Source organism: Streptomyces sindenensis (genome assembly GCF_014649035.1).
GTDB classification, from domain to species: domain Bacteria; phylum Actinomycetota; class Actinomycetes; order Streptomycetales; family Streptomycetaceae; genus Streptomyces; species Streptomyces sindenensis.
The window spans coordinates 76250-102566 of the sequence record NZ_BMSG01000013.1 but is presented as its reverse complement, the minus strand read 5'-3'; the positions used below and the strand labels follow the sequence as shown (position 1 = coordinate 102566).

22 protein-coding genes are annotated in these 26317 nt (G+C 73.2%); 6 read left to right on the top strand and 16 right to left on the bottom strand.

All coding sequences use genetic code 11. The annotated features are described in order from the left end of the window. Nucleotides 1-16 precede the first annotated feature (16 nt). Entirely contained in the window at nt 17-463 is a 447-nt protein-coding gene (locus IE145_RS16650; RefSeq protein ID WP_189525816.1) for a hypothetical protein, read from the top strand. Nucleotides 464-590: 127 nt separating this feature from the next. After that, a complete protein-coding gene (locus IE145_RS16645; protein ID WP_189525815.1) occupies nt 591-2117 on the top strand; it encodes a cryptochrome/photolyase family protein in 1527 nt (508 codons plus the stop codon). Nucleotides 2118-2174: 57 nt separating this feature from the next. On the opposite strand, the gene IE145_RS16640 is transcribed toward IE145_RS16645, so the two are convergent. Beyond that, on the bottom strand, nt 2175-3518 hold the full coding sequence (locus IE145_RS16640) for an aminotransferase-like domain-containing protein (RefSeq protein ID WP_189525814.1): 1344 nt from the start codon (nt 3516-3518) through the stop codon (nt 2175-2177). A gap of 182 nt (nt 3519-3700) precedes the next feature. On the opposite strand from IE145_RS16640, the gene IE145_RS16635 reads away from it, so the two are divergent. Then, on the top strand, nt 3701-4348 hold the full coding sequence (locus IE145_RS16635; protein ID WP_189525813.1) for a LysE family translocator: 648 nt from the start codon (nt 3701-3703) through the stop codon (nt 4346-4348). Nucleotides 4349-4361: 13 nt separating this feature from the next. On the opposite strand, the gene IE145_RS16630 is transcribed toward IE145_RS16635, so the two are convergent. The 7 genes from IE145_RS16630 to IE145_RS16600 all read right to left on the bottom strand — a co-directional run bounded on the left by IE145_RS16630 (nt 4362) and on the right by IE145_RS16600 (nt 13928). Next, nucleotides 4362-5420 carry a vWA domain-containing protein gene (locus tag IE145_RS16630; protein WP_032768702.1) on the bottom strand — a complete coding sequence of 353 codons (1059 nt, stop codon included), beginning with the start codon at nt 5418-5420 and terminating at the stop codon, nt 4362-4364. A 140-nt stretch (nt 5421-5560) separates the two neighbouring features. Further along, on the bottom strand, nt 5561-7822 hold the full coding sequence (locus IE145_RS16625; RefSeq protein ID WP_229825608.1) for a M9 family metallopeptidase: 2262 nt from the start codon (nt 7820-7822) through the stop codon (nt 5561-5563). Between the two features lie 272 nt (nt 7823-8094). Then, the gene (locus IE145_RS16620) at nt 8095-9129 is read right to left on the bottom strand and encodes an ABC transporter ATP-binding protein (RefSeq protein WP_229825597.1); all 1035 of its coding nucleotides are present in this window, start codon (nt 9127-9129) and stop codon (nt 8095-8097) included. After that, a complete protein-coding gene (locus IE145_RS16615) occupies nt 9126-10232 on the bottom strand; it encodes an ABC transporter ATP-binding protein (RefSeq protein WP_229825596.1) in 1107 nt (368 codons plus the stop codon). Before IE145_RS16615 ends, IE145_RS16620 begins: the two co-directional genes overlap by 4 nt. Nucleotides 10233-10234: 2 nt before the next feature. Next, nucleotides 10235-11221: an ABC transporter permease gene (locus IE145_RS16610; protein ID WP_189525812.1), complete on the bottom strand. Its 987-nt coding sequence runs from the start codon at nt 11219-11221 to the stop codon at nt 10235-10237. Continuing rightward, nucleotides 11218-12162: an ABC transporter permease gene (locus tag IE145_RS16605; protein WP_189525811.1), complete on the bottom strand. Its 945-nt coding sequence runs from the start codon at nt 12160-12162 to the stop codon at nt 11218-11220. Before IE145_RS16605 ends, IE145_RS16610 begins: the two co-directional genes overlap by 4 nt. 20 nt (nt 12163-12182) lie before the next feature. Beyond that, nucleotides 12183-13928, bottom strand: coding sequence for an ABC transporter substrate-binding protein (locus IE145_RS16600; protein ID WP_189525810.1), 1746 nt, complete (start codon nt 13926-13928; stop codon nt 12183-12185). Between the two features lie 319 nt (nt 13929-14247). On the opposite strand from IE145_RS16600, the gene IE145_RS16595 reads away from it, so the two are divergent. Both IE145_RS16595 and IE145_RS16590 read left to right on the top strand, forming a co-directional pair. Next, the gene (locus tag IE145_RS16595; protein ID WP_189525809.1) at nt 14248-15708 is read left to right on the top strand and encodes an aminopeptidase P family protein; all 1461 of its coding nucleotides are present in this window, start codon (nt 14248-14250) and stop codon (nt 15706-15708) included. 85 nt (nt 15709-15793) lie between these two features. Further along, complete coding sequence (locus tag IE145_RS16590) at nt 15794-16504, top strand: GntR family transcriptional regulator (RefSeq protein WP_150196605.1); 711 nt, start codon at nt 15794-15796, stop codon at nt 16502-16504. 59 nt (nt 16505-16563) lie between these two features. On the opposite strand, the gene IE145_RS16585 is transcribed toward IE145_RS16590, so the two are convergent. From IE145_RS16585 to IE145_RS16555, 7 genes are read right to left on the bottom strand one after another with little or no spacing between them, the layout of a single operon-like run. After that, on the bottom strand, nt 16564-17505 hold the full coding sequence (locus IE145_RS16585; RefSeq protein ID WP_189525808.1) for an ornithine cyclodeaminase family protein: 942 nt from the start codon (nt 17503-17505) through the stop codon (nt 16564-16566). Next, complete coding sequence (locus tag IE145_RS16580; RefSeq protein WP_189525807.1) at nt 17502-18560, bottom strand: proline racemase family protein; 1059 nt, start codon at nt 18558-18560, stop codon at nt 17502-17504. Before IE145_RS16580 ends, IE145_RS16585 begins: the two co-directional genes overlap by 4 nt. Next, entirely contained in the window at nt 18557-19558 is a 1002-nt protein-coding gene (locus IE145_RS16575; RefSeq protein WP_189525806.1) for a proline racemase family protein, read from the bottom strand. The genes IE145_RS16580 and IE145_RS16575 overlap by 4 nt, the downstream gene beginning before the upstream one ends. A 1-nt stretch (nt 19559) precedes the next feature. Further along, nucleotides 19560-20474, bottom strand: a complete 915-nt coding sequence (locus IE145_RS16570; protein ID WP_189525805.1) for a dihydrodipicolinate synthase family protein — start codon at nt 20472-20474, stop codon at nt 19560-19562. Nucleotides 20475-20483: 9 nt separating this feature from the next. Then, nucleotides 20484-21974 carry an FAD-dependent oxidoreductase gene (locus IE145_RS16565; RefSeq protein ID WP_189525804.1) on the bottom strand — a complete coding sequence of 497 codons (1491 nt, stop codon included), beginning with the start codon at nt 21972-21974 and terminating at the stop codon, nt 20484-20486. Continuing rightward, nucleotides 21967-22257, bottom strand: a complete 291-nt coding sequence (locus IE145_RS16560) for a (2Fe-2S)-binding protein (RefSeq protein WP_189525803.1) — start codon at nt 22255-22257, stop codon at nt 21967-21969. The genes IE145_RS16565 and IE145_RS16560 overlap by 8 nt, the downstream gene beginning before the upstream one ends. Then, the gene (locus IE145_RS16555; protein WP_189525802.1) at nt 22254-23414 is read right to left on the bottom strand and encodes an NAD(P)/FAD-dependent oxidoreductase; all 1161 of its coding nucleotides are present in this window, start codon (nt 23412-23414) and stop codon (nt 22254-22256) included. The genes IE145_RS16560 and IE145_RS16555 overlap by 4 nt, the downstream gene beginning before the upstream one ends. A 217-nt stretch (nt 23415-23631) precedes the next feature. Here IE145_RS16555 and IE145_RS16550 point away from each other — a divergent pair, with 217 nt between their 5' ends. Then, nucleotides 23632-25209 (top strand): aldehyde dehydrogenase (NADP(+)), encoded by a 1578-nt coding sequence (locus IE145_RS16550; protein WP_189525801.1) that lies wholly within the window; start codon nt 23632-23634, stop codon nt 25207-25209. 193 nt (nt 25210-25402) lie between these two features. Here IE145_RS16550 and IE145_RS16545 read toward each other — a convergent pair whose 3' ends face one another. Next, on the bottom strand, nt 25403-26302 hold the full coding sequence (locus tag IE145_RS16545; protein WP_189525800.1) for a hypothetical protein: 900 nt from the start codon (nt 26300-26302) through the stop codon (nt 25403-25405). Nucleotides 26303-26317 lie beyond the last annotated feature (15 nt).

The window sequence follows — 26317 nt, the reverse complement described above, 5'->3', positions numbered from 1 at the left end:
ACGAAGGAGATCCGCGATGACGCACGCCCTCGCCCCGTCCGCAGCGACGGCCCCCGCACAGGACACCGCCCGCTTCCTCCGGCTGGTGCTGCGCGTGGACAGCGTGAGCACCGCCGCGATGGGCCTCGTGCTCGTCGCGGCCGCCGCGCCGCTCGGCTCGCTGACCGGGATGCCGGTGGCCTTCGCCGTCGCGTTCGGGATCTTCCAGCTCGGCGGAGCGGGCTGCCTCGCCCTGATCGCGGGCTATCCGGTGATCCCGGCCGCCCTGGCCAGGACCGTCGTCGCGGTCAACGCCGTGTGCGCGGTCGGATGCGTGGTGATCGCCTTCGCCGACCTTGTTCCGCTCAACGGGGCCGGAGTGGTGTTCCTGCTGATCGGCGCACTGATCGTGACGGTCTACACGGCGCTCCAGTACGCGGGGCTGCGGCGGATGACGGCGGCGACGGCGGCGGCGACGGCCTGAGCGGGCGTCGGCGGGCCCACCGGCGACCGTGCGTCCACGGCGGCGGCGTGGCGCCGCCGGAGCCGTCCTCGCCCTCCCTAGCGTGGCGGGGGGGGCGGGACCTCCGACGGCAGGACAGACGCATCCCATGACACCACGCACCCACTGGCTCTTCGGGGACCAGCTCGGCCCCCACTTCCTGGATCCGCGCGACGGCGGCCCGGACGCCCACGCACCGCTCCTGATGATCGAGGCCCGGTCCGTGCTGCACCGGCGCCGCTTCCACCGGGCCAAGGCCCACCTCGTCCTCTCCGCGATGCGGCACCGGGCGGCCGAACTGGGCGACCGGGTCCGCTATGTCAAGGCCCGGACCTACGCCGAAGGGCTGGCGGAGGCGGGCTTCGGCGGCGAGGGTGGCGGGGGCGGCCGTCTGACGGTCTGCCACCCGACGTCCCGGGCCGCGCTGGACTTCGTGACCGCCCGGGACGGGATCGACGTGCTGCCGGCCCGGGGATTCCTGCTGGCTCATGAGGAGTTCGGGGCGTGGGCGAAGGAGCACGGGGGCGACCGGCTGCGGATGGAGGGCTTCTACCGGTGGGTGCGCCGGGAGCACGATCTGCTCATGGACGGCGACGAGCCGGCCGGCGGCACGTGGAACCTCGACCACGACAACCGCGAGCCGCCGCCCCGGGGCGTGGAGACCCTGGACGTCCCCGCGCCCTACCGCCCGCGCGAGGACGAGATCGACGACGAGGTGCGCCGCGATCTCGACCGCTGGGAGCGGGACGGCGAGGTCACCTTCGTCGGCCGCGACGGTCCCCGCCGCTTCCCCGTCACGCGGCGGGAGGCGCTCGCCGCGCTCCGGCGCTTCATCGCCGAACGGCTCGCCGCCTTCGGCCGGTACGAGGACGCCATGCTCGCGGCCGACCCCGTGATGAGCCACAGCCTGCTGTCCGTCCCCCTCAACCTGGGGCTCCTGGACCCCGCCGAGTGCGTGGAGCGGGCCGAGCAGGCGTGGCGCGCGGGCGAGGCGCCGCTCAACAGCGTCGAGGGTTTCGTCCGGCAGATCGCGGGCTGGCGGGAGTACGTGTGGCAGCTGTACTGGCACTTCGGCGAGGAGTACCGGCACCGCAACGCGCTGCGCCACCGGGCTCCGCTGCCCGACTGGTTCCTCGGCCTGGACGCCGACGCGGTCACCGCGAACTGCCTGTCCACCGTGCTGGCCCAGGTCCGCGACACCGGCTGGACGCACCACATCCCGCGGCTGATGGTGCTGGGCAGCCGGGCCCTCCAGGACGGCTGGGACCCGGCCGCGGTGACCGACTGGTTCCACCGGTGCTTCGTCGACGGCTACGACTGGGTGATGCTGCCCAACGTCGTCGGCATGTCGCAGTACGCGGACGGCGGCCGGATGACGACGAAGCCGTACACCTCCGGCGGCGCCTACATCAACAGGATGAGCGACCTGTGCGGGCCCTGCGCCTACCGCCCCGCCGACCGCACCGGCGAGCACGCCTGCCCGTACACGGCGGGCTACTGGGCCTTCCTGCACCGGCATCGCCCGTCCCTGAGCGCCAATCACCGGATGGCCAGGGCGGTCAAGGGCCTGGACCGGCTGAAGGACCTCGACGGGCTCCTGGAGGAGATCGCGGAGCGCGGCGACCGGGCGCCCTGACTCCCGACCGCTTCCTCCGACTTCCTCCGGCTCCCTCCGACTCCCGGGCCCCGGCCCTCAGTCCCCCGCGAAGTCGTCCGGCGCCGACCGGGCGAGACCGGCGAGGGTCGCGAGGGTCCGGGAGAGCACCTCCCTGGTGGGGGACGCGAGCCCGAGGCGGATCGCATGAGGCCCTCGGGGGCGGCCGGCGGAGAACGCCGCGGCCGGGGTCACCGCTATGCCGTGCCGCGCGGCGGCGGCGACGAAGGTGTCGGAGCGCCAGGGGGCGGGAAGCTCCCACCAGAGGTGGTACGACGACGGGTCGCTGCGGGTGCGGAAGTCGCCCAGGTGGCGTTGTGCGATCTCCTGCCGCGCCCCGGCCTCCCGCTGTTTGGCCCGTACGAGAGTGGCGACGTCCCCGTCCTCCTGCCAGCGGACCATCGCCTCCAGAGGGAACCGCATGGGCGTCCACCCGCCGGAGCGCACGGCCGCCGTGACCCTGCCCTCCAGCGCGGCGGGGGCCACGGCGAACCCGAGGGAGAGTCCCGGGGAGAGCCGCTTGGAGAGGCTGTCGACGAGGACGGTCCGCTCGGGAGCCCGCGCGGCGAGGGACGGCAGGTCGTCCCGGAGGAAGGCCCAGACGGCGTCCTCGATCGCAGGGATCCCGGATGTCAGCAGCACGTCGGCCAGGTGGTCGAGCCGCCGCGCGGGCATGGTCAGCGACAGCGGGTTGTGGAGAACCGGCTGTACGTAGACGGCGTGCAGCGGTTCGGCGCGGTGGGCCTCCTCCACCGCTTCCGGGATCAGCCCGTCCTCGTCCATGGCCAGCGGTACAAGGGTGACGCCGAGCCGGGCGGAGATGGCCCTGAGCACCGGATAGGTGTACTCCTCCACGCCCAGCCGGGCTCCCGGCCGGGTCAGCGCGGCGACGGCGGCGGAGATGGCCTGCCGCCCGTTTCCGGCGAACAGGACCCGCTCCGGATCGGGCCGCCCTCCGCCCCGTACGAGGAGATCGGCGGCCGCCGCGCGGGCGGCGGGCGTCCCGGCGGGCCCGACCGGGCGGAGCACCGACTCCAGGTCGTTGGAGCGCACCAGCTTCTCCAGGCCCGCGGCGAGCAGCCCGGCCTGTGCGGGGACGACGGGGTGATTGAGCTCCAGGTCGACCCGGTGGGCGGCCGGCTCGGAAAGGGCGGGAGCCGGAGCGGGGGCGCCGGGAGCGGCCACGACGAACGTGCCGCGCCCGACCTGGCCGACGGTGAGGCCCCGGCGGGCGAGCTCCTGGTAGACGCGGACGGCCGTGGAGTTGGCGATCGTGTGGCGCCGGGCGAACTCCCGCTGCGGAGGCAGGCGTTCCCCCGGTCCGAGCCGGCCGGACGCGATCTCCTCCGCCACGGCGTCCGCGACGGACCGGAAGTCCTTCACGAGCTCGCCTCCCCCGCCCGATGACCGGAACGGCATCGAAACACACCATTGCACCGAGTGCAATGTCCGCTATTGAGCCGACTCGGAACGCGAACCTAGACTCACATCGCACCGAGCCGCGCGGCCGGAACCGGAGCATGGACCGAGCCACGGACCGAGGCAGAACAGGGCGGCGGACACACATGGTTGAGCTGAGCGGAGTCCTCGGGGTCACGATGATCGCCCTGGGCATGGTGCTCACCCCGGGCCCGAACATGATCTATCTCGTCTCCCGGAGCATCACCCAGGGACGACGCGCGGGGGTGGTCTCCCTCGGCGGTGTGGCCGTGGGCTTCCTGGTCTATCTGGTGGCCACGAATCTCGGTCTGTCGGTCGTCTTCCTCGCGGTGCCCGAGCTGTACATGGCGGTGAAACTGGCCGGGGCCGGCTATCTGGCCTATCTGGCCTGGACCGCCCTGCGGCCAGGGGGCGTCTCCGTCTTCGCGCCCGAGGAGATGCCGCACGACTCCGCGCGCAGGCTGTTCACCATGGGGCTGATGACGAACCTGCTCAATCCGAAGATCGCCATCATGTACCTCTCGCTCATCCCGCAGTTCATCAGCCTGGAGGCGGGAAACGTCCTCCTTCAGGGCTTTGTGCTGGGCTCGGTCCAGATCGTGGTGGCCCTCACCGTCAACCTGGGCATCGTCCTCACGGCGGGGGCCATCGCCGGCTTCCTCGCCCGGCGCCCTTCCTGGCTCCGCGCTCAGCGCTATCTGATGGGCACCGCCCTGGGCCTCCTCGCCGTGTCGGTCGCGACGGACACCACCGCACCGGCGGCCTCGGGCTGAACGACCGCCCCGGTCAGAGCATGATCAGCAGACGCGTATCGGCCTTGAGCTTCCTGTTCACCGAACGGCTCTGGACGTACACCTCCAGCTTGGGGTTGTTGCCCGCCTTCACGGAGACGGTTCCGCGGACTCCGGCGCCGAACAGGAGGTTGCGCGCCGCCTCGCCCGTGTAGGCGCGGTCGGTGGCCTTCTCGACGACGATGACCTCCTTGTCGGGCTGCACCTGGACCCGGGAGCCCAACTGGTAGTAGCAGGAGCCGCGTTCGTACGTGACGCCCGGGTGCGAGTCGACGAAGGCGCGGATCTCCATCTCCTTGTCGACCTTCAGCAGCCGGTACTTGTCGGCCGCGACCGGTTCGAGGGTGGCCCGCACATCGTCCACGGATATGTCCTGGCCGACGGCGAACAGGTTCTTCGTACCGCGCACGCCCTGTTCGCGGCCGCGCAGGAAGCTGGTGGCGGCGGCGCGCACGGTGCCGATCGCGTCCTCGACGCCCTTCTGGGAGTCCGCGTCCCAGATCGCGATGTTGCCCGCCGGGAAGCCGTAGTTCTGGGCGGTGCGCTTGGCCAGGGAGTTCGGCACGAGGATCGCGGAGGTCCAGTGCCCCGGGAGCCCGTTCATCTTCGCGGTGATCCGGTCGAGCCAGGGACCGAGGATGGTCATGTCGCCGTCGTGGCGCCGGTCGCCGCCGGAGGCGTTCTCCTCGCCGTCCGTCACGACGATCTGGAGGAAGCTGTGCTCGCCGTACTCCTCCCAGATGTGGCCCAGGTCGTCCAGGGACTTCAGCGAGGCCTCGATCAGAGCAGTGGCCCCGTTGTTGACCTTGTACAGCCCGCGCATGGACGGGAGGTGCTTCACGTCCATGTCCCAGACCAGGTTCTCCACCCGGTGGTCGAAGGAGTAGAGGCTGATCCGGGTCTCGTGGCCGAGGCTGTCCGACTCGGCCTTCAGCCCCGCCACGAACTCGTCGACGACGCGGATCAGCTGCCCCTGGTGCTGGTACATGGAACCGGAGGCGTCCACGACCAGTGCGACGTGGTTCACCTTGTGCTGGATCCTGTTGGCGGACATGGCTGTTGACCCCTTCTCCGGTCTTCCCCGACTCCCCCGGTGCCGTTCCCCGGGGGATGTCTTCGACTGTAGGGCGAGGCACTGACAACGGGGCCGGGCGCTCGTGGCGCCCGGCCCCGGCCGGAGCGTGCGGTGGCGGATCAGTAGGCGGTCGTGACGGTGGCTCCGCCGAAGGTGCTCGCCGCGTGCAGGCTGATGTAGTTGGCGCCCGCGGGCGGGTCGGTGACGGTCAGGGTGTGGGAGTTGCCGGGGCCGGTGGCGCGGCTGGTGTGGGATGCGGTGGTGGCCCAGCCGGTGCCGCTGTAGTAGAGGTCCGCGTCGCCGGTGCCGCCGCTGACGGTGATCTTCAGCTGCTCGGTTCCGGCCGGGATGTACAGGTAGTGGTAGGCGTAGTTGCCGGTGGTGGCGGAGAGGTTGCTGCGGCGGCAGTTCTCGCCCAGGACGCGGGTGTCGGGGTCGGTGCACTCCGAGACGGGGGTGGTGGAGCCGTCGCCGCAGTCACCGGCCGCGCACCCCGCCAGCCAGGTCCGGAAGTCGCTGTCGTACCGGGTGCCAATCGTGCCGGTGAGGTGGGTCCGGGCGGCGGCCCACTGTCCGGTGCGGTAGTGGCCGAGCACCGTTTCCATGTCGGCGGGGTGCTGCTCCAGCATGTACCGCACGGCGAGGTAGCCCCACCGGTACACCCGCGTGGTGCCGTGGCTGTAGTCGGTGCCGAAGAGGGTGCTCAGGGCGTAGGTGCCCTTGCCGGCCTCGGTCATCGCCGCGGTGTAGGGCTCGCCCCGGTAGTGGTAGGAGATGTACTCCGCGAAGCCCTCCACCCACCAGACGGTGGGGGTGCTCATGTTCTCGGTGAAGTCGCCGTACATGGTGAAGCGGCCGTCGAGGTAGTGCGTGTACTCGTGGTTGAGGTTCCAGATGTGGAAGTCCGGCCGCAGCCATTCGGCCTCGTAGGCGATGAAGCGGGGCTGGTTGCCCACGACGGAGGGGTCGCCCTCCAGGTACATGCCGCCGTTGTTGGTGTCGATCCCGTACATCGCGCCGGCGTAGGTCTGGTAGTCGGCGCTGGAGTCGTAGGCGATGACCTCGATGCTGGTGTTGTGGTCGTCGGCGACCGGGCCGTCGTCCTTGGCGATCCGGTGGAAGTAGGCGTCCTGCTCGATGAGGCTGGTGCAGCTGGCGCTCAGTTCGGCGGACGTCATCTGCTGGGCCAGGATGCGGATGCTGGAGCTACAGGTGTGGCGGACCGGCAGGACCTCGCGCTTCAGGCGCTCCTGGAGGTCGCAGACGCCGTACGCCGCGCAGTTCGCCTTGTCGTAGTAGGCGGCCATCTCCGCTATGCCCACCCAGAGCGCGGCGGTGGGGCCGGTGATGGAGCTGCGGCCGAGCAGGTCGGTGGCCAGGGGCCGGGCCTTGCCCCGCAGGCTCGGGTACTGGAGGAAGCGGCCCAGTTCCCGCCCGGCGTTGGAGGCCAGGTACGCGTGGTCGCCACCCAGCAGGGAGAGGTGATCGGCGGCGAAGCGGTGCAGGGAGTCGATGACGCTCGGGTCCGCCTCGACGGCGCTGACGAATTCGGGCGTCTGGTGGCCCCGGAAGGTCACCGTGTACACGCCGTTGACGGCGGCGAGCATCCGCGAGAAGTCGTTCCAGGACGCGTCGTAGTCCGCCAGCATCCGCTTGACGACGGCGAGGTAGCGGGCGTTCTCCTGAGCGCTGTCGATCAGGATGACCGCCTCGGACAGCGTCTCGCCGTTCTCGTCGGTGACGTCACGCGACCGGGGGCTCGCGAAGAAGCTGTCGAGGCCCGAGCGGATGGCGGTCCGCAGGGCGCTGCCGTACGGTCCGACGACATCCGGGTTGTACCACTGCACGTAGTACCCGGCCCGGAGGTAGAGGACGAGCTGCGGGGTGCCGGTGCTCCCGTCGCCCGGGTAGTAGGCGGCGTTGTCGCGCAGCGCGTAGGCCACGGTGACCATCTGGGCCTCGCGGAAGGCCAGTCGGGCGTTGCTCCCGGTCAGGCTGAACAGCGTGTTGACGCAGTCGGTCGTGGACGCCTTGATCTGCCGCACCAGCTCGGCCCCGGTGCGGCCGGTGAAGTCGGCCGGGTCGCACGCGGCGGCCGCCTTCGCCGAGAGCTTCCCTCCGGCGTCCTTCTTCTTCGGGGCGTCGTGGTCGCCGTACGCCTCTTTGAGGGGGGACTTGTCGGCGCTCAGCGGGGGGAGCTGGGAGACCGGCCGCCGGTCCTCGGTCAGGTGGCCGGTCTCGGACGTGGGGGACTGCTGCGCCTGCGGCGCGGGGTCGGCCGTCCCGGTGGGGCGGGACGGCTGCGACGCGTTCGATGCCGTGGCGGCCGAAGGGGAGTTCGGCTGCGCCTGGGCCGGCTGCGCGAGCAGCGCGACGCCCATCGCCCCGGCCAGAGCCAGCGGCAGAACGGCACCCACACCTCGGCGGACGAGTGTGGTTCTCACGTTGATTTTCCTCCCATGAGGGATCGGGGCACGCGGCGTGCGTGTCCGATGGGGTGGACAGGGCGCGGCTCGGGGATGTCGTCATGCCGTGCTGTCGGCCGGACGGAAAGGGGCCGGAGCCAGACTTGGCATGTGCACGCCCTGTGCCATGTACAATGGCACAGGTCACACATCACAAGGAAGACCCGTGCCGGAAAACCACGGTTCTTTCAGTCCGTCTCGGGGAAATGGCAGGCCGCCGTGCGCGCTCCCGAGCCCACGACCTGGAGCGACGGCCGCTCGGTGCGGCAGACCGCCTGCGCCTTGGGACAGCGCGGGTGGAAGCCGCAGCCGTTGGGCGGCGCCGCGGGGCTCGGCGGGTCGCCGAGGAGGAGGATCCGCTCGCGGCGGCGCTCGGCCGCCGGGTCGGGCAGGGGAACCGCGGAGAGCAGGGCCCGGGTGTAGGGGTGCGCGGGGCGGTCGTACAACTCCCGTTTGTCGCCGATCTCGACGATGCGCCCCAGGTACATCACCGCCACCCGGTCGCACACCCGCTTCACGACCGACAGGTCGTGGGCGATGAAGAGGAACGACAGCCCCAGCTCCGCTCCCAGACGGTCCATCAGATTGACGACCTGAGCCTGTACGGACACGTCGAGCGCGGAGACCGGCTCGTCGGCGACGATCAGGCGGGGGCCGGTCGCCAGGGCGCGGGCGATACCGATCCGCTGGGCCTGCCCGCCGGAGAACTGGTACGGGTGCCGGTCCAGGTGCTCCTCCCCCAGGCCCACCAGGTCGAGGAGTTCGGCGGCCCGCTCCCGGGCGGACCGGGCGGTGGCCCCCTGCACCAGCAGGGGTTCGGAGATGATCCGGGCGACGGTCTGCCGCGGGTTCAGGGAGGCGTGAGGGTCCTGGAAGATGATCTGGAGGTGCCGCCGGGTGGGCCGTAGCTCGCGCGGGGACAGATGGGTGATGTCGCGGCCCTCGAACTCGACGGTCCCCGCGGTGGGTTCGAGCAGCCGGACCAGCATCCTGCCCGTCGTGGACTTGCCGCAGCCCGACTCCCCGACCAGCCCCAGGGTCTCCCCCGCGGCGAGCTCCAGATCGACACCGTCCACCGCCCGGACGGGCGCGGCCGCGCGGCCCAGGACGCGGCGGCCGGGGAACGTCTTCACCAGCCCTCGTACGGACAGCAGGGGCGCAGCCCCGCCTGGAGAAGCCGAACGTGCGGACGGTTCGGCGGAGTTGGAGTACGCGGATCTCATCGGGCCTCCTCGGCCGGTACGGGTGCGCCGCCGGGCGGGCCGGGGTGCGGGGCGGCCGGGGCGGCCGGCAGGGGCAGATGGCAGGCGACCAGCCGGCCGTCGCCGCGTACGTCCCTGGGGCTCGGGCTCTCCCCGGCGCAGCGGGCCCGCTCCGGGGCGGTGGCGGCGGCCGCCCGGGGGCAGCGCGGTGCGAAGGGGCAGCCGGTCAGGGGCTCGGCCGGTGACGGCGGGGAGCCCGGGATGGCACGCAGCGGTGCGTCGTCGGGGTCGTCCAGCCGGGGCAGCGAGTCCAGGAGGCCGCGGGTGTAGGGGTGGGCCGGGCTGCTGAACAGCTCGTCCACCGGGGCCTGTTCGGCGCCGCGTCCGCCGTACATGACGAGCACCTCGTGGGCGACGCGCGCCACCACCCCCAGGTCGTGGGTGATCATCAGGACGCCCAGTCCGCGCTCCTGCTGGAGGCGGGCGATCAGTTCGAGGATCTGCGCCTGGACGGTGACGTCGAGTGCGGTGGTCGGTTCGTCGGCGACGAGCAGTTCGGGTTCGCAGGACAGGGCCATGGCGATCATGGCGCGCTGGCGCATGCCGCCGGAGAACTGGTGCGGGTACTCCCCCGCCCGGCGGGCCGGTTCGGGGATGCCGACCTCGCCGAGCATGTCCACGGCCCGTCTGCGGGCGACGCGCCGGCCACTGCCGAAGTGGTGGCGGTGGGCCTCCGCGATCTGTTCGCCGACCGTGTACGCGGGATGCAGCGCGGACAGCGGATCCTGGAAGACCATCGCCATCCGGCGGCCGCGCAGCCGGCCGAACCGGCGGTCGGTCAGGCCGAGGAGTTCCTCTCCGGCGAGGGTGATCGATCCGCTCACCCGGGCCCGGCGGTGCAGGCCCATCACGGCGAGGGAGGTGACCGACTTGCCGGAGCCGGACTCGCCGACCAGCCCCAGGGTGCGGCCGGCCGCCACGGTGAAGGAGACCCCGTCGACGGCCTGGACGGCTCCGGCCGGGGTGTCGAAGGCGACCCGCAGATCGTGGACGCGCAGCAGGGGCCGGTCCGGTTCGGGGCACTGGTCCGGTTCGGTGGAGGGCGGCACGGTGGTGGGCGGCACGGTCAGTTCCTCACCCTCGGGTCGACGACGGCGTACAGCAGGTCGATGACGACGTTGGCCGCCACGATGAAGAAGGCCGCGAGCAGCGTGACGCCGAGCACGACGGGCTGGTCGGAGCGTTGCAGGGCGTCGTAGAAGAGCCGGCCCACACCGGGGATGCCGAAGATGGACTCGGTGATGACCGCTCCGGCCAGCAGGGCGCCGAGGTCCATGCCGAAGAGCGTGAGCACGGGCGTCATCGCGGAGCGCAGCCCGTGCTTGACCACCACGGTCCGGGCGGGCAGGCCCTTGGCGCGGGCGGTCCGGATGTAGGGCTGCTCCATCGTCTCGATCATCGAACTGCGGCTCTGGCGGGCGTACATGGCGGCGTAGAGCAGGGCCAGGGCCACCCAGGGCAGCAGCAGGTTGGCCGCCCAGGCGAACGGGTCGTCGGTGAGCGCGACGTAGGCGGGGTAGGGCAGCAGTCCGGTCAGCCGGACCAGGCCGTACAGGAGCATCACCGCGGTGAAGTAGACGGGCAGCGAGGCGGTGGCGACCGCGCCGACCATCAGGGTGCGGTCGAGGAGGCCGCCCTTGCGCAGGGCCGCGGTCACCCCGGCGCCCAGCCCCAGCACCAGCCACAGGCAGGCGGCGCCGAAGGCCAGCGACACGGAGACGGGCAGCCGGTCCATCAGCAGGTCCCACACCGGCAGGGCGTTCTCGTAGGAGTAGCCGAGGCAGGGGAAGCCGCACTGGATCGCATGGGGGCCGCTGCCCAGCTCGCGGCCGGCGAAGATACCGACGAGGTAGTCGCCGAACTGGCGCCACACGGGCTGGTCGAGCCCCATGAAGTGGCGCACCTCCGCCAGCCGTTCGGGGCTGCACGTCTTGCCGCAGGCCGCCGCGGCGGGGTCGGCGGGCAGCAGGTAGAAGATGGTGAAGGTGACGGCGCAGATGGCCAGGAGGACGCCCGCCACGCCGAGAATTCTGCGGATCAGGTAGGCGATCACGGCCGGCCTCCCTGGGGGTCGAGGATGTCGCGCAGCGCGTCGCCGAGGACCGTGAAGGCGAGGACGGCGACGAAGAGGAAGACGCTGGGGACGATGAAGTACATGGGGTCCGTCTCGTAGTACGCGACGGCTTCCGCGATCATCTGGCCCCAGGAGGGGGTGGGCGGGCGCACCCCCACTCCGAGGAAGCTGAGCGCGGCCTCGGTGCTGATCATTCCGGGGATCAGCAGCGTGGTGTACGCGATGACGGGGCCGGAGATGTTGGGCAGCACCTGCCGGGTGAGGATCCGCCAGGGCCCGCTGCCGCAGGCGCGGGCGGCCTCGACGAATTCGCGGTGGCGCAGGGAGAGGGCCTCGGCGCGCACCACGCGGGCGATGCCGGGCCAGCCGAAGACGCCGATGACGACGGTCATCAGCACGACCCGGTTGACGTCCTGGGCCACCGACATCATCGCGATCATGAAGATGAGCGAGGGGAAGGACATGGTGAGGTCCATCAGCCTGCTCAGTACGGTGTCGACGCGCCCGCCGAAGTAGCCGGCGGCGATGCCCGCGGCGGTGCCGGTGGCGACGACGATCGCGGTGGCGGCGAAGGCGATCAGCAGGGAGACCTGGGCGCCGTGGACGACGCGGGCGAACAGGTCGCGGCCGGTGACGGGTTCGACGCCGAGCCAGTGTTCGGCGCTGATGCCGCCGAGGGCTCCGTGGGGCAGACCGCCGAGGTAGGGGTCGATGGCGTCGGCGTCGAAGGCGGTGGGCGACCAGCCGCCCAGCCGGCTGAGCAGGGGCGCGGTGAGGGCGATCAGGATCAGCAGGGCGGCGGCGACCAGGGCGGTCCGGCTGCCCCGGTCGCCCCACAGGCGGCGCCAGGTGGTCCGCCGGAGGGCGTCGGGCGGGGAAGGTGAGCCGGGGCCGGTGGCCGGGGCGTCGAGGATGCTCATGGGAACGCGTCCCCGCCCTTTCAGCCCTGGCTCCGGGACGGGTCCTTCAGGCCGATCACCGCGAAGTCGAACTGGCCGGTCCAGGAGGGGTGTCCGAAGGCTCCGGCGATGTTGTCGCCGACGAGCAGCGGCTTGCGCTCCCAGAGCAGGGGGACGGCCGGGGACTTGCGCTGGATCTCCCGGTCGAGCGCGTTCCACGCCTTCGCGGCGGCGGTCGCGTCGGGCATGGCGGCGATCTCGTCCATGCGCCGCTCCACGGCCTTGTCGCGGAACTGGGAGACGTTGCCCTGGTTGCCCTTGGCCTTGATGGTGCGGCCGTCGAAGACGAACGGCAGGAAGGTGGCGGCGGACGGATAGTCCGGGCACCAGCCGCTGATGGCCATGTCGGGGGCGTTCGCGGTGTCGCCGATGGTGTCGTAGTAGACCGAGGGGTCGACCGTCTCGATACGCAGGCGGATGCCGACCCGGGCCAGGCTCTGCTGGAGCGCCTCGGCGCGGGTCTTGTCGCCGGTGGACACGGTGATCGTCGTGTCGAAGCCGTCGCCCCTGCCCGCCTCGGCGAGCAGCTTCTCGGCCTTCTTCACGTCACCGGTGGCCGGCCCGGTGTGGACCGGGTCGGCGGCGCGGCCGCCGGTGAGGGACGGCGGCAGATAGGCGGTGGCGATGTCGTTGAGGGCGGGCCCGCCGTTGGCGGTGACCTGGGCCTGCTTGTCGACGGCGTACTGCATCGCCCGACGGAGCTTCGGGTCGTCGAAGGGCGCCCGGGAGGTGTTCAGCGCGAGCATGTCGGTGCAGCCGGTGCGCTCGGCGGAGAGCCGCTGCCGGATCCCGGGCTTCGGCAGGACCTTGGCGACGCTGGAGGGTTGCAGGTCGGACCATTCGACCGCGGAGGCGTCGGCGCCCGCGCTCTCGATGATCCGGTCGTCTATCTGCCCGCCCTTGAGGCCCTGGATCACCACGATGCGGTCGGGGTACGCCTTGCGCACCGGGTCGGTCGCCGCGTCCCAGTGGGGGTTGCGGCCGAGCACCAGCTTCTTGCCCCGGGCGTAGCTCTCGATGCGGTACGGCCCCGAGGAGAAGGGCCGCAGGTCGTACTGGACGCCCTTCTCCCGGGACGCGGGCACGGGAGAGAAGGTGGGCAGTGTGACCGTGGAGGAGAACTCGGCGACGGGCCCGCGCAGCGAGAAGACGATGGTCCGGTCGTCGGGGGTGCGGATCGAGTCGAGGTGTTTGCCGTCCAGCGGGCCGGTGTATCCCTCGGCGCCGGCCAGATAGCGCTGGGCGTAGTCCGGGCCGCCGGCGAGGTCCGGGGCGAAGGAGCGCTCGACGTTGTACTTGATGTCGCGGGCGCGGATCGGGGTGCCGTCCTCGTAGCGGAGGCCGGACTTCAGGGTGAACGTCCAGGTGCGGCCGCCGTCGGAGGATCTGCCGAGGTCGGTCGCCAGGTCGGGGACGATCTCGCTGCCCCGCTTCCCGGGCGCGGCCCGGAAGGTCGTGAGGGTGCGGTAGATCAGCCGGGTGCCGAAGTCCATGGTCGGCATGACCCAGTTGCGGGCCGGGTCCAGATGGGCGAAGTCCTGGTTGGACAGCACGGTCAGGGTGCCGCCCCGCTTCGGTGTGCCGCCGATGACGGTGCCGGTCGCCACCCCGGGCTGCCGGACGTCCGGGCCGCGGTCATCACCTCCCTGCGGGGAGCAGGCGCCCAGCAGGGCCAGGGCCAGCGAGGTGCTCAGGGATACGGACAGCGCACGGCTGCGACGGGACATGGGGCACTCCTCGGTACGGGAACGGGGCACGGCGACAGCGGAACGGGGCGGAGGAAGGAGCAGGAGGGGAGGGTCCGGGGGGACTTGGTGCTCCGGAACGCCGAGCGGCCCGGTGGGCTACTGCTTGCGGAACACGAGGCGGAGCGGACCGGGAAACGCGTCCGCAGCCACGCGATGTGACCCGTAACATAGTAATGTGAAATTGCACAGCCAAGGAGTATGACGCCCCGTTACCGAAACGTGTCCGGCAGCCCGGACGCTTCGGACCTCCGGCCCGGCGTCCTCGGCAGCCCCGCCCCACACCCTCCGAAGGAGACCCATGACCTCCACGCCCCCGGCCCGACCGCACACGGGCAGTCACGACCTGCCGGTCCCGGCCGCCCTGGACGCCTTCATGGCGACCGGCTGGGCGCCCTCCCCGCTGCCCGCCGACGCAAGGGTTCCCGGCCACGCCCTGCTGCCGGAGCGGCGGCAGCGGCTGTCGGCGCGCTTCCCGGGCGAACGGCTGGTGATACCCGCCGGAACGCTCAAGGTCCGCTCGAACGACACCGATCACCGCTTCCGCCCCCACAGCGCGTACGCCTGGCTGACCGGACTGACCGGCGAGGAGCAGCCCGACCACGTCCTGGTCCTCGAACCGTCGGGTGCCGACGGCCACGAGGCGGTGCTCCACATCCGCCCCCGCTCCCCGCGCGACACCAGCGGGTTCTACCGCGACCGCCGCTACGGCGAGTTCTGGGTCGGCCGCCGGCCCGACCTGGACGAGACATCCGCGCTCACCGGGCTGCGCTGCGCCCACCTGGACGAGCTGCCGGGGCTCCTCGCCGGCCCGCAGCCGCCGACCCGCCTGCTCGCCGGCGTCGACCTCCGGGTCGACGGCCTGCTCCCCGCACGGTCCCACAGCCCTTCGAGAGACGCCGAGTTGGACGCCGTACTCGCCGAACTCCGGCTGCGCAAAGATCCTTGGGAGGTGGGCCAGCTCCAACTGGCCGTCGACCACACCACGTCGGGGTTCGAGGATGTGGTGCGCGCCCTCCCCGACGCCCTGCGCCACCCCCGCGGCGAGCGCCGGATCGAGGGCGTGTTCAACCTGCGCGCACGGGCCGAGGGCAACGGCACAGGGTACGAGACCATCGCGGCGGGGGGTGCGCACGCCTGCGTCCTGCACTGGATCCGCAACGACGGCCCGCTCTCGCCGTCCCAACTCCTCCTGCTCGACGCGGGGGTGGAGACCGACACCCTCTACACCGCGGACATCACCCGCACCCTCCCCCTGTCGGGCCGCTTCTCACCGGCCCAGCGCGACGTCTACGAACTGGTGCTGGCCGCGCAGGAGGCCGCCATCGCCGTCCTGCGGCCCGGCGCCCGCTTCCGGGACTTCCACCGGGAGGCCATGCGCGTCATCGCGGAGGGGCTGCACGCCTGGGGCGTCCTGCCTGTCTCGCCCGAGGAGGCGCTCGCCGACGACAGCGGCCTGTACCGCCGCTACACCCTGTGCAGCAGCGGGCACATGCTCGGCATCGACGTGCACGACTGCGCCCGGGCCCGCGCGGAGACCTATCTCGACGGCGTACTGGAGGAGGGCCACGTCCTCACCGTCGAACCCGGGCTCTACCTCCAGCCGGACGACGAGACACTGCCGGCCGAGCTGCGCGGCATGGGCGTACGGATCGAGGACGACCTCGTGATCACCGCCGACGGTGCGAAACTCCTCTCCGGAGCGCTGCCCCGTACGGCCGACGACGTCGAGGAGTGGATGGCCCGACTCCTGGACGGGTGAAGGCCGGCGGCCGGCGGCCGAGGAGGGGTCGCGCACCGCGCAACGTGACATTGTATAGTGCGGTGACAAATCTGAAGGGGAACGCATGAGTGAGCTGAAGTCCCGCAAACTCATCTCGGTGCAGGAGCATCTGCGCGACCAGGTGGCGGGCGCCCTGCGTGCCGCGCTGATAGCGGGGGAACTCCAGCCCGGCGTGATCTACTCGGCGCCGACCCTGGCCGCCGAGTACGGCGTCTCGGCCACACCCGTGCGCGAGGCCATGCTGGATCTGGCCCGGGAGGGCCTGGTCGAGGCGGTGCGCAACAAGGGATTCCGGGTCACCGAGCTCTCCGAGCGCGACCTGGACGAGTACACCGAGATCCGCGCACTCATCGAGATCCCCACCATCGGCCGCGTGACCCGCACCGCCTCCCGCGAGCAGCTGGAGGCGGTGCGCCCGGTGGCCGAGGAGATCGTGGCCGCCGCGCAGCGGGGCGACCTGATCGGCTACCTGGAGTCGGACCGCCGCTTCCACCTCGACCTGCTCGCCCTCGCGGGGAACGCGCGCCTCGTCGAGACGGTGGCCGACCTGCGCAAGCGCTCCCGGCTGTACGGGCTCACCGACCTTTCCCAGGAAGGGTCGTTGGTGGGTTCGGCGCAGGAGCACACCGCGCTCCTGGACATCATGATCGAGGGCGACGCGGAGGCGGCCGAGGAGCACATGCGCCGCCATCTCGCGCATGTGCGGACCCTGTGGGCGGCCCGGAAGCGGGAGGCCGAGCGAGCGGCCCCGTCCCGCAAGCTCGGCGCGCGCTGAGCCGAAGTCGCGTCGGAGCGGCAGGCGTCGGTGCACCGGGCAGCACGACCCGGCTCAATTCACCTCCGCTCCGCCGGTGTTCCCTCCTTCCGCCGGTGGGCCGCGACGGCGACCACCAGGTCCTGCCAGCCCATCCCGCACGTCTTCACGACCAGCGGGCGGTCGGCCGGGACGACGGCCCCTCCGCCGGCCAGGTCCGCCAGGGTGACCAGGGAGTCGGGCGCGAGCGCGCCCTCCCGGATCGCCAGCACCACGTCGCCCGCCTCGCGGAGGGCGGTCTCCCGGCTCTCCACCAGCACCGTCGCCCGCCCCATCAGGGCGCCGTCGACCTCCCGTACGTCCGGTTCGTGCGAGCCGACCGCCAGCACCACCGCCTCGTCGGACAACAGCCTCCCGTCAAACAGCGGTTCGCGTGCGGAGGTGGCCGTCACGACGACCTGGGCACGCCGCACCGCGACCGCCGCACCGCCGTCGCCGACGGCCGGATGCCGGTCCGCCCAGCCGGGCACGGCCCCACCGCGTCGGGTGACGACGGTGACGTCGCAGACCGGGACGTGCGCCCGTACGGCGGCGACGTGCCCCTCGCCCTGGGGGCCCGCGCCGAAGACCACCAGGCGCAGCCCGCCGTACCGGGCGGCGAGCGCGCGCAGCCGCTCCAGGCAGGCCGCGACCGAGACCGCCGGGGTGCGCAGGGCCGTCAGCGCCACCCCGTCCAGGAGGGCCACCGGCGTCAGGGTCGCGCTGTCGTGCAGCAGATACGTGGCGTTGATCCGCCGCAGCCCGCGCGCCGGGTTGCCAGGCGCGACGGTGGCGGCCTTCACGCCGTACCAGCCGCCGTACTCCGCGGGCATGAGCAGCCCCTGTCCGTGGGCCAGCGGCACGACCGTCCTCGGTACGCCGCCGTCCGGGTCGAGCCCCCCGGCCAGCGCCTTCCGGACCGCGGCGACGGCGGCGGCCGGACCGAGCGCGGCCACCTCCGCCGCGTCGAGCGTCACCGTCATCGCAGCACGAACCCGGGTACGAGGGTGTCGTCCGGGTCGACGGTGAAGCGGCCGGTCCCGGTGGCGTACGCGGTGCCCGTCACGGCCGGGACGACCGCGGGGCGGCCGTGGGCCGTGGCCGGCCGCTCGATCCGGGCGTGGAAGACGGAGCCCACCACCGACTCGTGCCGCAGTTCGTCGCCGAGGCGGAGCTCCCCGGAGTCGGCCAGGAGCGCCACCCGGGCCGCGGTGCCCGAACCGCACGGGGAGCGGTCGACCTGGCCGTCCGCGAACACCGTGACGTTGCGGTGGTGCAGTTGCCGTGTGCCGTCGGGCCGTTCGACCGGGGGGCCGGCCTCTTCGGTGAACACGGTCCCGTAGACGCCGGACAGCCGTGGGTCGTCGGGGTGTTCGGCGGCGCGGGCGGCGTTCAGCGCGTCGCGGATCTCGCGGCCGGCCGCGATGAGCGCGGTGACGTCCCGTGGCCGGACCCGGAGGCCGGTGCCGAGCGCGGCCACGGCGAGAACGGCGTACATCGCCCCGCCGAAGGCGATGTCGACGGTGAGGGTTCCGTACGAGGTCTCCACCGCGACACCGCGTGCGTGGACGTGGCCGGGGACGTTGACGAAGGTGACGTCCGCGACCCGGCCGCCCGCCGTGCGCACGCTCGCCGTCACCCGGCCGGACGGGACGTCGATGACGACGTCCGTCACCCCGTCGGCCGGCGCCGGGACCCGGCCGGTGGCGACCGCCCAGGCGCCCAGGGCGATCGTGCCGTGGCCGCAGGCCGTGGAGAAGCCGTCCTTGTGCCAGAAGAGGGCGCCGAGGTGGGCCCCTGCGTCGTCGGGCGGGACCAGGAACGCCCCGTACATGTCGGCGTGGCCGCGCGGTTCGCCGCACAGCAGGGCCCGGGTCCACTGCGCCCCGGCGTCCGCGATGGCGGCCGTGCGGCGCTCGGCGACGGTGAGACCGGGCCCGGTCACGGCCGGCGGCGACGCGGACACGATCCGGAAGGGCTCGCCGCCGGTGTGCCAGTCGGCCGTGTCGATCGGCCCGGTGTACGGGGCGGTGGTCATACGGTGAATCCCTCCGGGTAGGGGTCGGCCGGGTCGAGCAGATACTGCGCGGTCCCGGTGATCCAGGCCCGGCCGGTGACGGAGGGCAGGACGGCGGGCCGGCCGCCGACCGTGCTCTCGTCCAGGATCCGGCCGGTGAAGCGGGAGCCGATGAAGGACTCGTTGACGAAGTCCTGCCCGGTCTTCAGCAGTCCCCGCGCGTGCAGTTGGGCCATCCGGGCGCTGGTTCCCGTCCCGCAGGGCGAGCGGTCGAACCAGCCGGGGTGGATCGCCATGGCGTGCCGTGAGTGTGCGGCGGTGGAGCCGGGGGCCTCCAGATAGACGTGGTGGCAGACGTCGATCGCGGGGTTCTCCGGGTGGACCACCGGGTTCTGCTCGTTGACCGCCCGCATGACGGCGAGGCCCGCGTCGAGCAGCCGGCCCTTCTCCGCCCGGTCGAAGGGGATACCGAGGTCCTCGGTGCGCACGATCGCGTAGAAGTTGCCGCCGTACGCCATGTCGTACCGGATGGGGCCGAACCCCGCCACGTCGACGACCTGGTCCAGGGCATGGCTGTAGGAGGCGACGTTCTCCAGGGTGACGGACCGGGCCCGGCCGTCGCGGACGGCGACCCGTGCCGTGACGAGACCGGCGGGGGTGTCGAGGCGGATGAGGGTCTCCGGCTCGACCGCCTCGACCATGCCCGTCTCCACCAGGACCGTCGCCACGCCGATCGTGCCGTGGCCGCACATGGGCAGGCAGCCGGAGACCTCGATGAACAGCACGCCGAAGTCGGCGTCCGGCCGGGCGGGGGGCTGGAGGATCGCGCCGGACATGGCCCCGTGCCCGCGTGGCTCACACATCAACAGGGTGCGCAGCCCGTCCCGTTCGGCCATGAACCGCTGCCGACGCTCGGCCATCGTCGCGCCCGGGAGGACACCCACCCCGCCGGTGATCACCCGGGTCGGCATGCCCTCGGTGTGCGAGTCGACCGCGTGGTAGCAGACCGTGGAACGCACGTCAGTTCACCCCCGCGTCGATGAGGGCCTGGGTGGCGGAACGTACGACGGCCTCGGTCTCCGGCTCCAGGGGCCGGCGGGGCGGCCGGCAGACACCGCCGGTCCGGCCGATCATGTCCTGGCCGAGCTTGATCGCCTGGACGAACTCGGTCCTGCTGTCCCAGCGCAGTACGGAGTGGAGCCGCCGGTAGAGCGGGAGCGCGGTGGTGAGATCGCCGGCCAGCGCGGCGTTGTAGAGGTCGAGGCAGGCGCGCGGGAAGACCTGGGGATATCCGGCGACCCAGCCCTTCGCCCCGGCGACGCCGACCTCGAGGAGGGTGTCGTCGGTGCCGATGATCAGGTCGAGCCCGGGGGCGAGTTCATTGATGGCGTAGCACCGCCGTACGTCCCCGGAGAACTCCTTCACACCCACGATGAACCCCTCGGCGTGCAGCTTGGCCAGCAGTTCCGGGCGCAGGTCGACCTTGGTGTCGATGGGGTTGTTGTAGGCGGTGACGGGGAGTCCGGCGGAGGCGACCATCGCGTAGTGCTCCAGTACCGCGCGGTCGTCGGCGCGATAGGCGTTCGGCGGCAGGCACATGACGGCCTGGCAGCCGGCGTCCTTGGCGAAGAGGGCGTGCCGCCGCGCCTCGATCGCGCCGTACGCGCCGACGCCCGGCATCACGGTGAAGCCGTCGGGGGCGTGGGCGACGGCGGTCTCGACGACGCGGTCGCGTTCCTCGTGGGTCAGGGTCTGGTACTCGCCCAGCGACCCGTTCGGGGCGACGCCGTGCAGGCCCTGTTCGGCGAGCCAGGCGACGTTGTCGCCGTAGGCGCCGTGGTCGACGGCGAGGTCCCGGTCGAACGGGAGGCTCGTCGCGACGATGACGCCGTGCCAGGGCATACGGGTGGGGGCTGTGCGGTCCACGTGGTTCATGGGAACTCCTCAGGTGGGTTCGGTAGGGGTGTCGCCGGCGGGAAGCGCGCTGGAGTCGGCGAGCGCGCCGAGAGTGACGGGGGTCGCGATCAGCCGTTCGGCGGAGGTGTAGGGCTCGGCGCGGTCGGCGACGAGGCAGTGCACGGCGGGTCCGCACATCCGGCCCTGGCACCAGCCCATGCCCGCCCTGGTCAGCTGTTTGACCTGCCGGTGGCCGGTCGCCGGGCCGTCGACGCCGGCGGCGCGGACCGCGCCCGCGGTGACCTCCTCGCACCGGCAGACCGTGGTGTCGTCGGTCAGCCAGGCGGACCAGTTCCCGGGCACGGGGTGGGCCTGGGCCATGGCGCGGGCGAAGGCGCGGTGCCGGGCCACCGACCGGCGCTCCGCGGCCAGGGGCCGGACGCCCGGCCGGCCCGGTGCGGCGAGGTCGGTGAGCACGGAGACGGCGGCGACGCGCCCTTCGCTCAGGGCGAGCGCGGCCCCGCCCACCCCGCAGGTCTCGCCGGCCGCGTAGAGACCCGGCACCGAGGTGCGCTGCCCGGCGTCGACGGCGGCGGCCGTGGTGCCGTCGCCCGCGTCGGCGAGGTCGCAGCCGAGCGGGAGCAGCAGGTCGAGCTGGGGGACGAAGCCCCAGCCGACGCCCACGGTGTCGGCCTCGATCCGCCGCTCGGTACCCGGGAGCGGCGCCCCGTCGGCGCCCAGGGACGCGGTGCGTACGACGGCGACCCGCCCCTCCCCTTCGGCGCCGACGATGCCGGTGCGCGTACGGACCGGGATGCGGTACCGGGCGAGCGTGCCCGCGTAGCCGGCGGCTTCGGCCCACTTGGCGGGGTTGCGCAGCAGGGGCGCGGGGTGGCGCAGCCAGGCCGAGGGCGCCGCCGCCTCGCACACCGCGACGACCTCGGCGCCGCGTGCGGCGAGGGCGGCGGCGACGGGCAGGAGGAAGGGGCCCGTGCCGCCGAGGACCACGCGGCGGCCGGCCACCACTCCCCCGCCCTTGAGCAGCGACTGGAGTCCGCCGGCGGTGAGGACGCCGGGCAGGTCCCAGCCGGGGAAGGGGAGTTGGCGGTCGTAGGCGCCGGTCGCCACCAGCACGGCCGGGGCACGCAGCACGAGGGCCCGCTCCGCCGGCGGCCTGCCGCGGTCCACGGCGTGGACGGTGAAGCCGTCCGCCGCGCGGGCCGTGGTCCATACGTGGTGGTCGAGCAGGAGAGTGAGGCGTCCGGTGCGCTCGTGGGCGGCCAGGGTCGCGCGGAGGGTGCGGTAGGTACGCAGGTCGTGGTGCAGGTCCTCGGTGGGAACGGCGTCGCGCACGTCGTCCGGGGGGTGGCGCCAGAACTGGCCGCCGAGGGCGGATCCCGCGTCGACGAGGGCGACCCGCAGCCCCCCGTCCAGGGCGGTGGCGGCGGCCGCCATGCCGGCCGGCCCGGCGCCCACCACCACGAGGTCGTGTGGCTCCCGCGTCGCGGGGAGGCCGCCGAGGTCCTGGGGCTCAGCCATCGTCGCCCTCCCCCGTCGTGACGGCCATGCCCGCGCGGGCCCGCACCAGGCAGGCGCGCTGCCCGCGCCGTCCGTCGACGGTGACGAGGCAGTCGTAACAGACGCCGATGCCGCAGAAGATTCCCCGGGGCCGCTGCCCGCCCCGGGTGGTCCGCCAGGCGACCCGGCCCGAGGCGACGAGCGCCGCGGCCAGGGTCTGCCCGGGGACGAACGTCAGCGGTTCGCCGTCCACGGTGAACGCGGGTGCGGTGGGTACGTCGGTCTCCGCTACCGCTCCGGTCATCGCGGCACACCTCCGGTCGTGAGGAATCGGTCGGGCAGGAGGCCGGTGTGGGCGGCCGGATCGGCACCGCGCCACGGGCGGCCGAGCAACTGGGCGGTGATGAGGGCGCCGGTGCCGGGAGCGAGGCCGATGCCCGCGCCCTCGTGGCCGCAGGCGTGGAGGACGCCGGGGACCCGGGGGTCCGGGCCGACGACCGGCAGATGGTCGGGGCAGTACGGCCTGAACCCCCGGTAGGCGCGCAGCAGATGGACATCGCGCAGGAACGGGAAGAGGCGGCACGCCTGCGCGGCGAGCAGGGCCACCACGTCCGGGTTCATCGCGGTGTCGAAGCCGACACGTTCGCGGCTGGCGCCGATCAGGATGGTACCCGCGCGGGTGCCCTCGACGACGCACGAGGTCTCCAGGCCCTCTTCGCTGGAGGCGACGCCCGCGACGTAGTCGGCGGAGTAGACCTTGTGCCGGATCATCGGCGGCAGCGGCTCGGTGACGAGGACGAACCCCCTGCGCGGCAGGATCTCGACGGGGGCGCCGAGGCGGCGGCCGACCTCGCCGCCCCATGTTCCGGCCGCGTTGACCACGGCGTCGGCGGTCAGTACCGAACCGTCGGCCGTGCGAACTCCGGTGATCCGCCCGCCGGTTCCGGTGACGGCGGCGACGGCTTCGCCGGTACGGACCCGGGCGCCGAGCCGGACGGCGGCCCGCAGCAGTCCGGCCGCCGCGAGGACGGGCTGCACCTGGGCGTCCTGCGGGTAGTGGACTCCGCCCGGGAGGCCGGGTGCGATGTGCGGCTCGAACGCGTCGGCGCGGTCGACGCGTTCGGTGTGGATTCCGTGCGCCGCCTGGCGTGCGGCGAATGCGTGCAGCGCGGCGAGGGCTTCGGGGGTGCTCGCGACGACCAGGCCGCCCTTGTTCTCGAACTCGACTTCTCCCGGGCCGAGTTCCTTGCCCGCCTCGTCCCAGAGCTCACGGCTGAGCCGGGCCAGTTCCAGCTCGGGGCCGGGCTCCTTGTCGGAGAGCAGGATGTTGCCCTCGCCCCGGCTGGTGGTGCCCGCACCGACCGGGCCCCGGTCGAGCACCGTGACCCCGAGACCGGCGGAGGCGGCATGGAACGCGCACGCGACGCCCACGATGCCCGCGCCGATGATGACGACTTCCATGACCACCCCTCGGCGTCCACCCGACCGCCCGCTAGTACAATGTCACATGCCATTGCTTAGGCTATACATCCGGACGACCCGAGGACAACGCCACCGCCGGGATGACTTTTCCCCGCGGCGCCCGGACGCCCGGCACACCCGCCCCCCGACACGCGACACGCGACACGCGACGACGACGGTGCGCCTCCACCGGCGCACCCCAGGGAGACGCATCACCGTGAACCCGACCGAGAACCCGCGCCCGGCCGCAGACGCACACCCGGCCGCCCGACTAGCGCTCCTGACGGGGCATTCGCTCCTGGCCGGCCGCGAGGTCCCGGGCACGGGCGCCCCCTGGCAGGCGGTGGCCGCCGCGACCGGCGAACCGTTCGGCCCTCCGTACCGGGACGCCTCGCCGGAACAGGTCGCCGAGGCGGCCCGCCTCGCCGCCGCGCACGCCCGCGCCTTCCGCGCCCTCCCGCCCGAGCACCGGGCGGACTTCCTCGACGCCTGCGCGGAGGAGATCGAGGCGCTCGGCGACGCCCTGCTGGAGCTCGCGGCCCGGGAGACCGGCCTCACGCCGGCCCGGCTGTCCGGTGAACGGGGGCGCACGTGCGGCCAGTTGCGCCTCTTCGCCGAGCTCGTCAGGAGCGGTGCGGCGCTCGGCGCCCAGATCGACTCGGGGCCCTCGGGCACGGACGTACGGCTCCGCCGCACCCCCCTCGGCCCGGTGGCCGTGTTCGGCGCGGGCAACTTCCCCCTGGCGTTCTCGGTCGCGGGCGGCGACACCGCCTCCGCCCTGGCCGCCGGCTGCCCCGTGGTGGTCAAGGCGCATCCGGCCCATCCGGGCACCGGCGAGGCGGTGGCCCGCGCCGTCACGGCCGCCGCCGCGCGCACCGGCGTACCGGCCGGGGTGTTCTCGCTGCTGGTGGGCCGGGACCACGAGGTGGGCCTCGCCCTGGTCGCAGATCCACGGATCGCCGCGGTGGGTTTCACCGGGTCCCGGGCCGGCGGTCTTGCCCTGGTCGCCGCCGGGCAGGCCCGCCCCGTGCCCATCCCGGTCCACGCGGAGATGTCGGCGGTCAACCCCGTGGTGATGCTCGACGGGGCGCTCACCGAACCGGAACCGACGGCCGGGGGCTATGTGGCGTCGCTGACCAGCGGGGCAGGGCAGTTCTGCACCAACCCCGGCCTGCTCCTGCTGCCGGCCGGACCGGCGGGCGACGCCTTCCTCGCCGCCGTGGCCCGGGCGCTGAAGGCGGTGGAAGGCCAGGTCATGCTGACCCCGGAGATCGCCCGGGCGTACACCGAGGGCGTACGGCGGTGGGCGGCCGTCCCCGGAGTGCGGGAGGCGGCCCGGGGCACCGCAGGGCCCGGCCCGTACGCACCGGCTCCCGCGGTCCTGACCTGCGACGCGGCGACGTACTCCGCACACGAGGCCCTCACCGGCGAGGTCTTCGGGGCCGCGGGGCTCGTCGTGCGCTGGTCGGGCACGGAAGAACTCCTGCGCCTGCTGGCGGGGCTGGAGGGCCAGCTCACGGCCACCCTGCACGGGACGGACGCCGACCGGGCGGCGGCCCTGGGTCTGCTCCCGGTGCTGGAGGAGCGGGCGGGCCGGGTCCTGTGGGGCGGCTGGCCCACCGGCGTCGAGGTCTGCCACGCCATGGTGCACGGGGGCCCGTGGCCCGCGACGAGCTCCCCCGCGACGACGAGCGTCGGCACGCTCGCCGTCGAGCGCTGGCTCCGCCCGGTCTGCTACCAGTCGTTCCCCGACGCCCTCCTGCCCGCCGAACTCCGCGACGGCACAAAGCCGTAGCCCGACGACGCACCGGGCTCGCCGTCACCTCGGGAGGGTGCACTCGGGCGGTCCTGGCCAGGGATCACGCACGCACGGCTGTCGCGTTCGCAGGGCGGATCCGGCCGACCGCGTCCGCGTGGAGGGCGCCGGCCGAGGCCCGGCCGTCGGCCCAGTCGCCCGTAACGGGCGTGCGAGGCGTTCCCGCGACGGCCTAACCCCCGGCGTTCCACCCCGCGACCAGTCCCCCCAGCGCCTCGGCCGCCTCCTCCGTGTCGCGGCCGCCGTCCTCGCGGGCGTGCCGGGCCAGTTCGACGTGGACGAAGCCGGCGTGTTCGCGCTCCGCCGAGCGGCCCTGGACGTTGCTCCTGCCCTCCAGCGGGCAGCGCGCCTCCCAGGCCCGGCAGACCCGCAGCCCGCCGTCGTCCATCCGGTCGGCCAGGGCGACGACCTCGGCGGAGGCCGCCTCGACGGCGCCGGTGGAGACGACGGCGTCGTAGGGGCGGTCGGAGGAGTCGGCGAAGCCGTGCAACTGGACGCCGGGCACCCCGCGCTTCTGCAGCTCCACGACGATCGTGTGGAAGGCGCTGTCCTCGCGGTGGGCCACATCGGCCTCGCCGTTGCCGCCGGCCCGCCGATGGGATCCGGCGATGACGAGTGCGCCGCCGGGGTTCTGCTCCAGGAGCCGGATGCCGAGGTCCTCGGTGTCACGGTCGGCGACGGGGTGCGGGACCTGGGCGTTCCAGCGGATGGTGGAGTCGGCGTTCAGGTACAGGCGGCCCCAGCGGGTGCTCTTCCCCGGGCCGGTGGCGGCGATCTCGTCGTAGCGGCGGCCCGAGTCGGTGTCCGTGAGGCGGGTCACACCGAGGCCGAGCGGGGCGAGTCTGCGCTCGGCACCCTGGGCGTCACCCGACAGCAGGCTCCCGACGGCCTCCGCCAGCCGTTCCCGCTGCTTCTTGCCGGGTGGGCGATAGGGGGCGTCGGCGCGGAATTTCGCGGTGTACCCGAGAATACGGCTGCGCAGGTCGACCAGTTCCCGGGCGCGCGGAACGGTGTCTTCCGGGGCCGGGGACGGTTCGGCCCGGCAACCCGCCAGCACCAGGAGCAGACCCACCGGGACAAAAATGCG

What these genes read in the sequence shown, in the direction of transcription:
- IE145_RS16650 (WP_189525816.1), top strand. Translation starts at nt 17, where the DNA reads ATGACGCACGCCCTCGCCCCGTCCGCAGCGACGGCCCCCGCACAGGAC.
- IE145_RS16645 (WP_189525815.1), top strand. Translation starts at nt 591, where the DNA reads ATGACACCACGCACCCACTGGCTCTTCGGGGACCAGCTCGGCCCCCAC.
- IE145_RS16635 (WP_189525813.1), top strand. Translation starts at nt 3,701, where the DNA reads ATGGTTGAGCTGAGCGGAGTCCTCGGGGTCACGATGATCGCCCTGGGC.
- IE145_RS16630 (WP_032768702.1), bottom strand. Translation starts at nt 5,420, where the DNA reads ATGTCCGCCAACAGGATCCAGCACAAGGTGAACCACGTCGCACTGGTC.
- IE145_RS16625 (WP_229825608.1), bottom strand. Translation starts at nt 7,822, where the DNA reads ATGGGCGTCGCGCTGCTCGCGCAGCCGGCCCAGGCGCAGCCGAACTCC.
- IE145_RS16620 (WP_229825597.1), bottom strand. Translation starts at nt 9,129, where the DNA reads ATGAGATCCGCGTACTCCAACTCCGCCGAACCGTCCGCACGTTCGGCT.
- IE145_RS16605 (WP_189525811.1), bottom strand. Translation starts at nt 12,162, where the DNA reads ATGAGCATCCTCGACGCCCCGGCCACCGGCCCCGGCTCACCTTCCCCG.
- IE145_RS16600 (WP_189525810.1), bottom strand. Translation starts at nt 13,928, where the DNA reads ATGTCCCGTCGCAGCCGTGCGCTGTCCGTATCCCTGAGCACCTCGCTG.
- IE145_RS16595 (WP_189525809.1), top strand. Translation starts at nt 14,248, where the DNA reads ATGACCTCCACGCCCCCGGCCCGACCGCACACGGGCAGTCACGACCTG.
- IE145_RS16590 (WP_150196605.1), top strand. Translation starts at nt 15,794, where the DNA reads ATGAGTGAGCTGAAGTCCCGCAAACTCATCTCGGTGCAGGAGCATCTG.
- IE145_RS16585 (WP_189525808.1), bottom strand. Translation starts at nt 17,505, where the DNA reads ATGACGGTGACGCTCGACGCGGCGGAGGTGGCCGCGCTCGGTCCGGCC.
- IE145_RS16580 (WP_189525807.1), bottom strand. Translation starts at nt 18,560, where the DNA reads ATGACCACCGCCCCGTACACCGGGCCGATCGACACGGCCGACTGGCAC.
- IE145_RS16570 (WP_189525805.1), bottom strand. Translation starts at nt 20,474, where the DNA reads ATGAACCACGTGGACCGCACAGCCCCCACCCGTATGCCCTGGCACGGC.
- IE145_RS16565 (WP_189525804.1), bottom strand. Translation starts at nt 21,974, where the DNA reads ATGGCTGAGCCCCAGGACCTCGGCGGCCTCCCCGCGACGCGGGAGCCA.
- IE145_RS16560 (WP_189525803.1), bottom strand. Translation starts at nt 22,257, where the DNA reads ATGACCGGAGCGGTAGCGGAGACCGACGTACCCACCGCACCCGCGTTC.
- IE145_RS16555 (WP_189525802.1), bottom strand. Translation starts at nt 23,414, where the DNA reads ATGGAAGTCGTCATCATCGGCGCGGGCATCGTGGGCGTCGCGTGCGCG.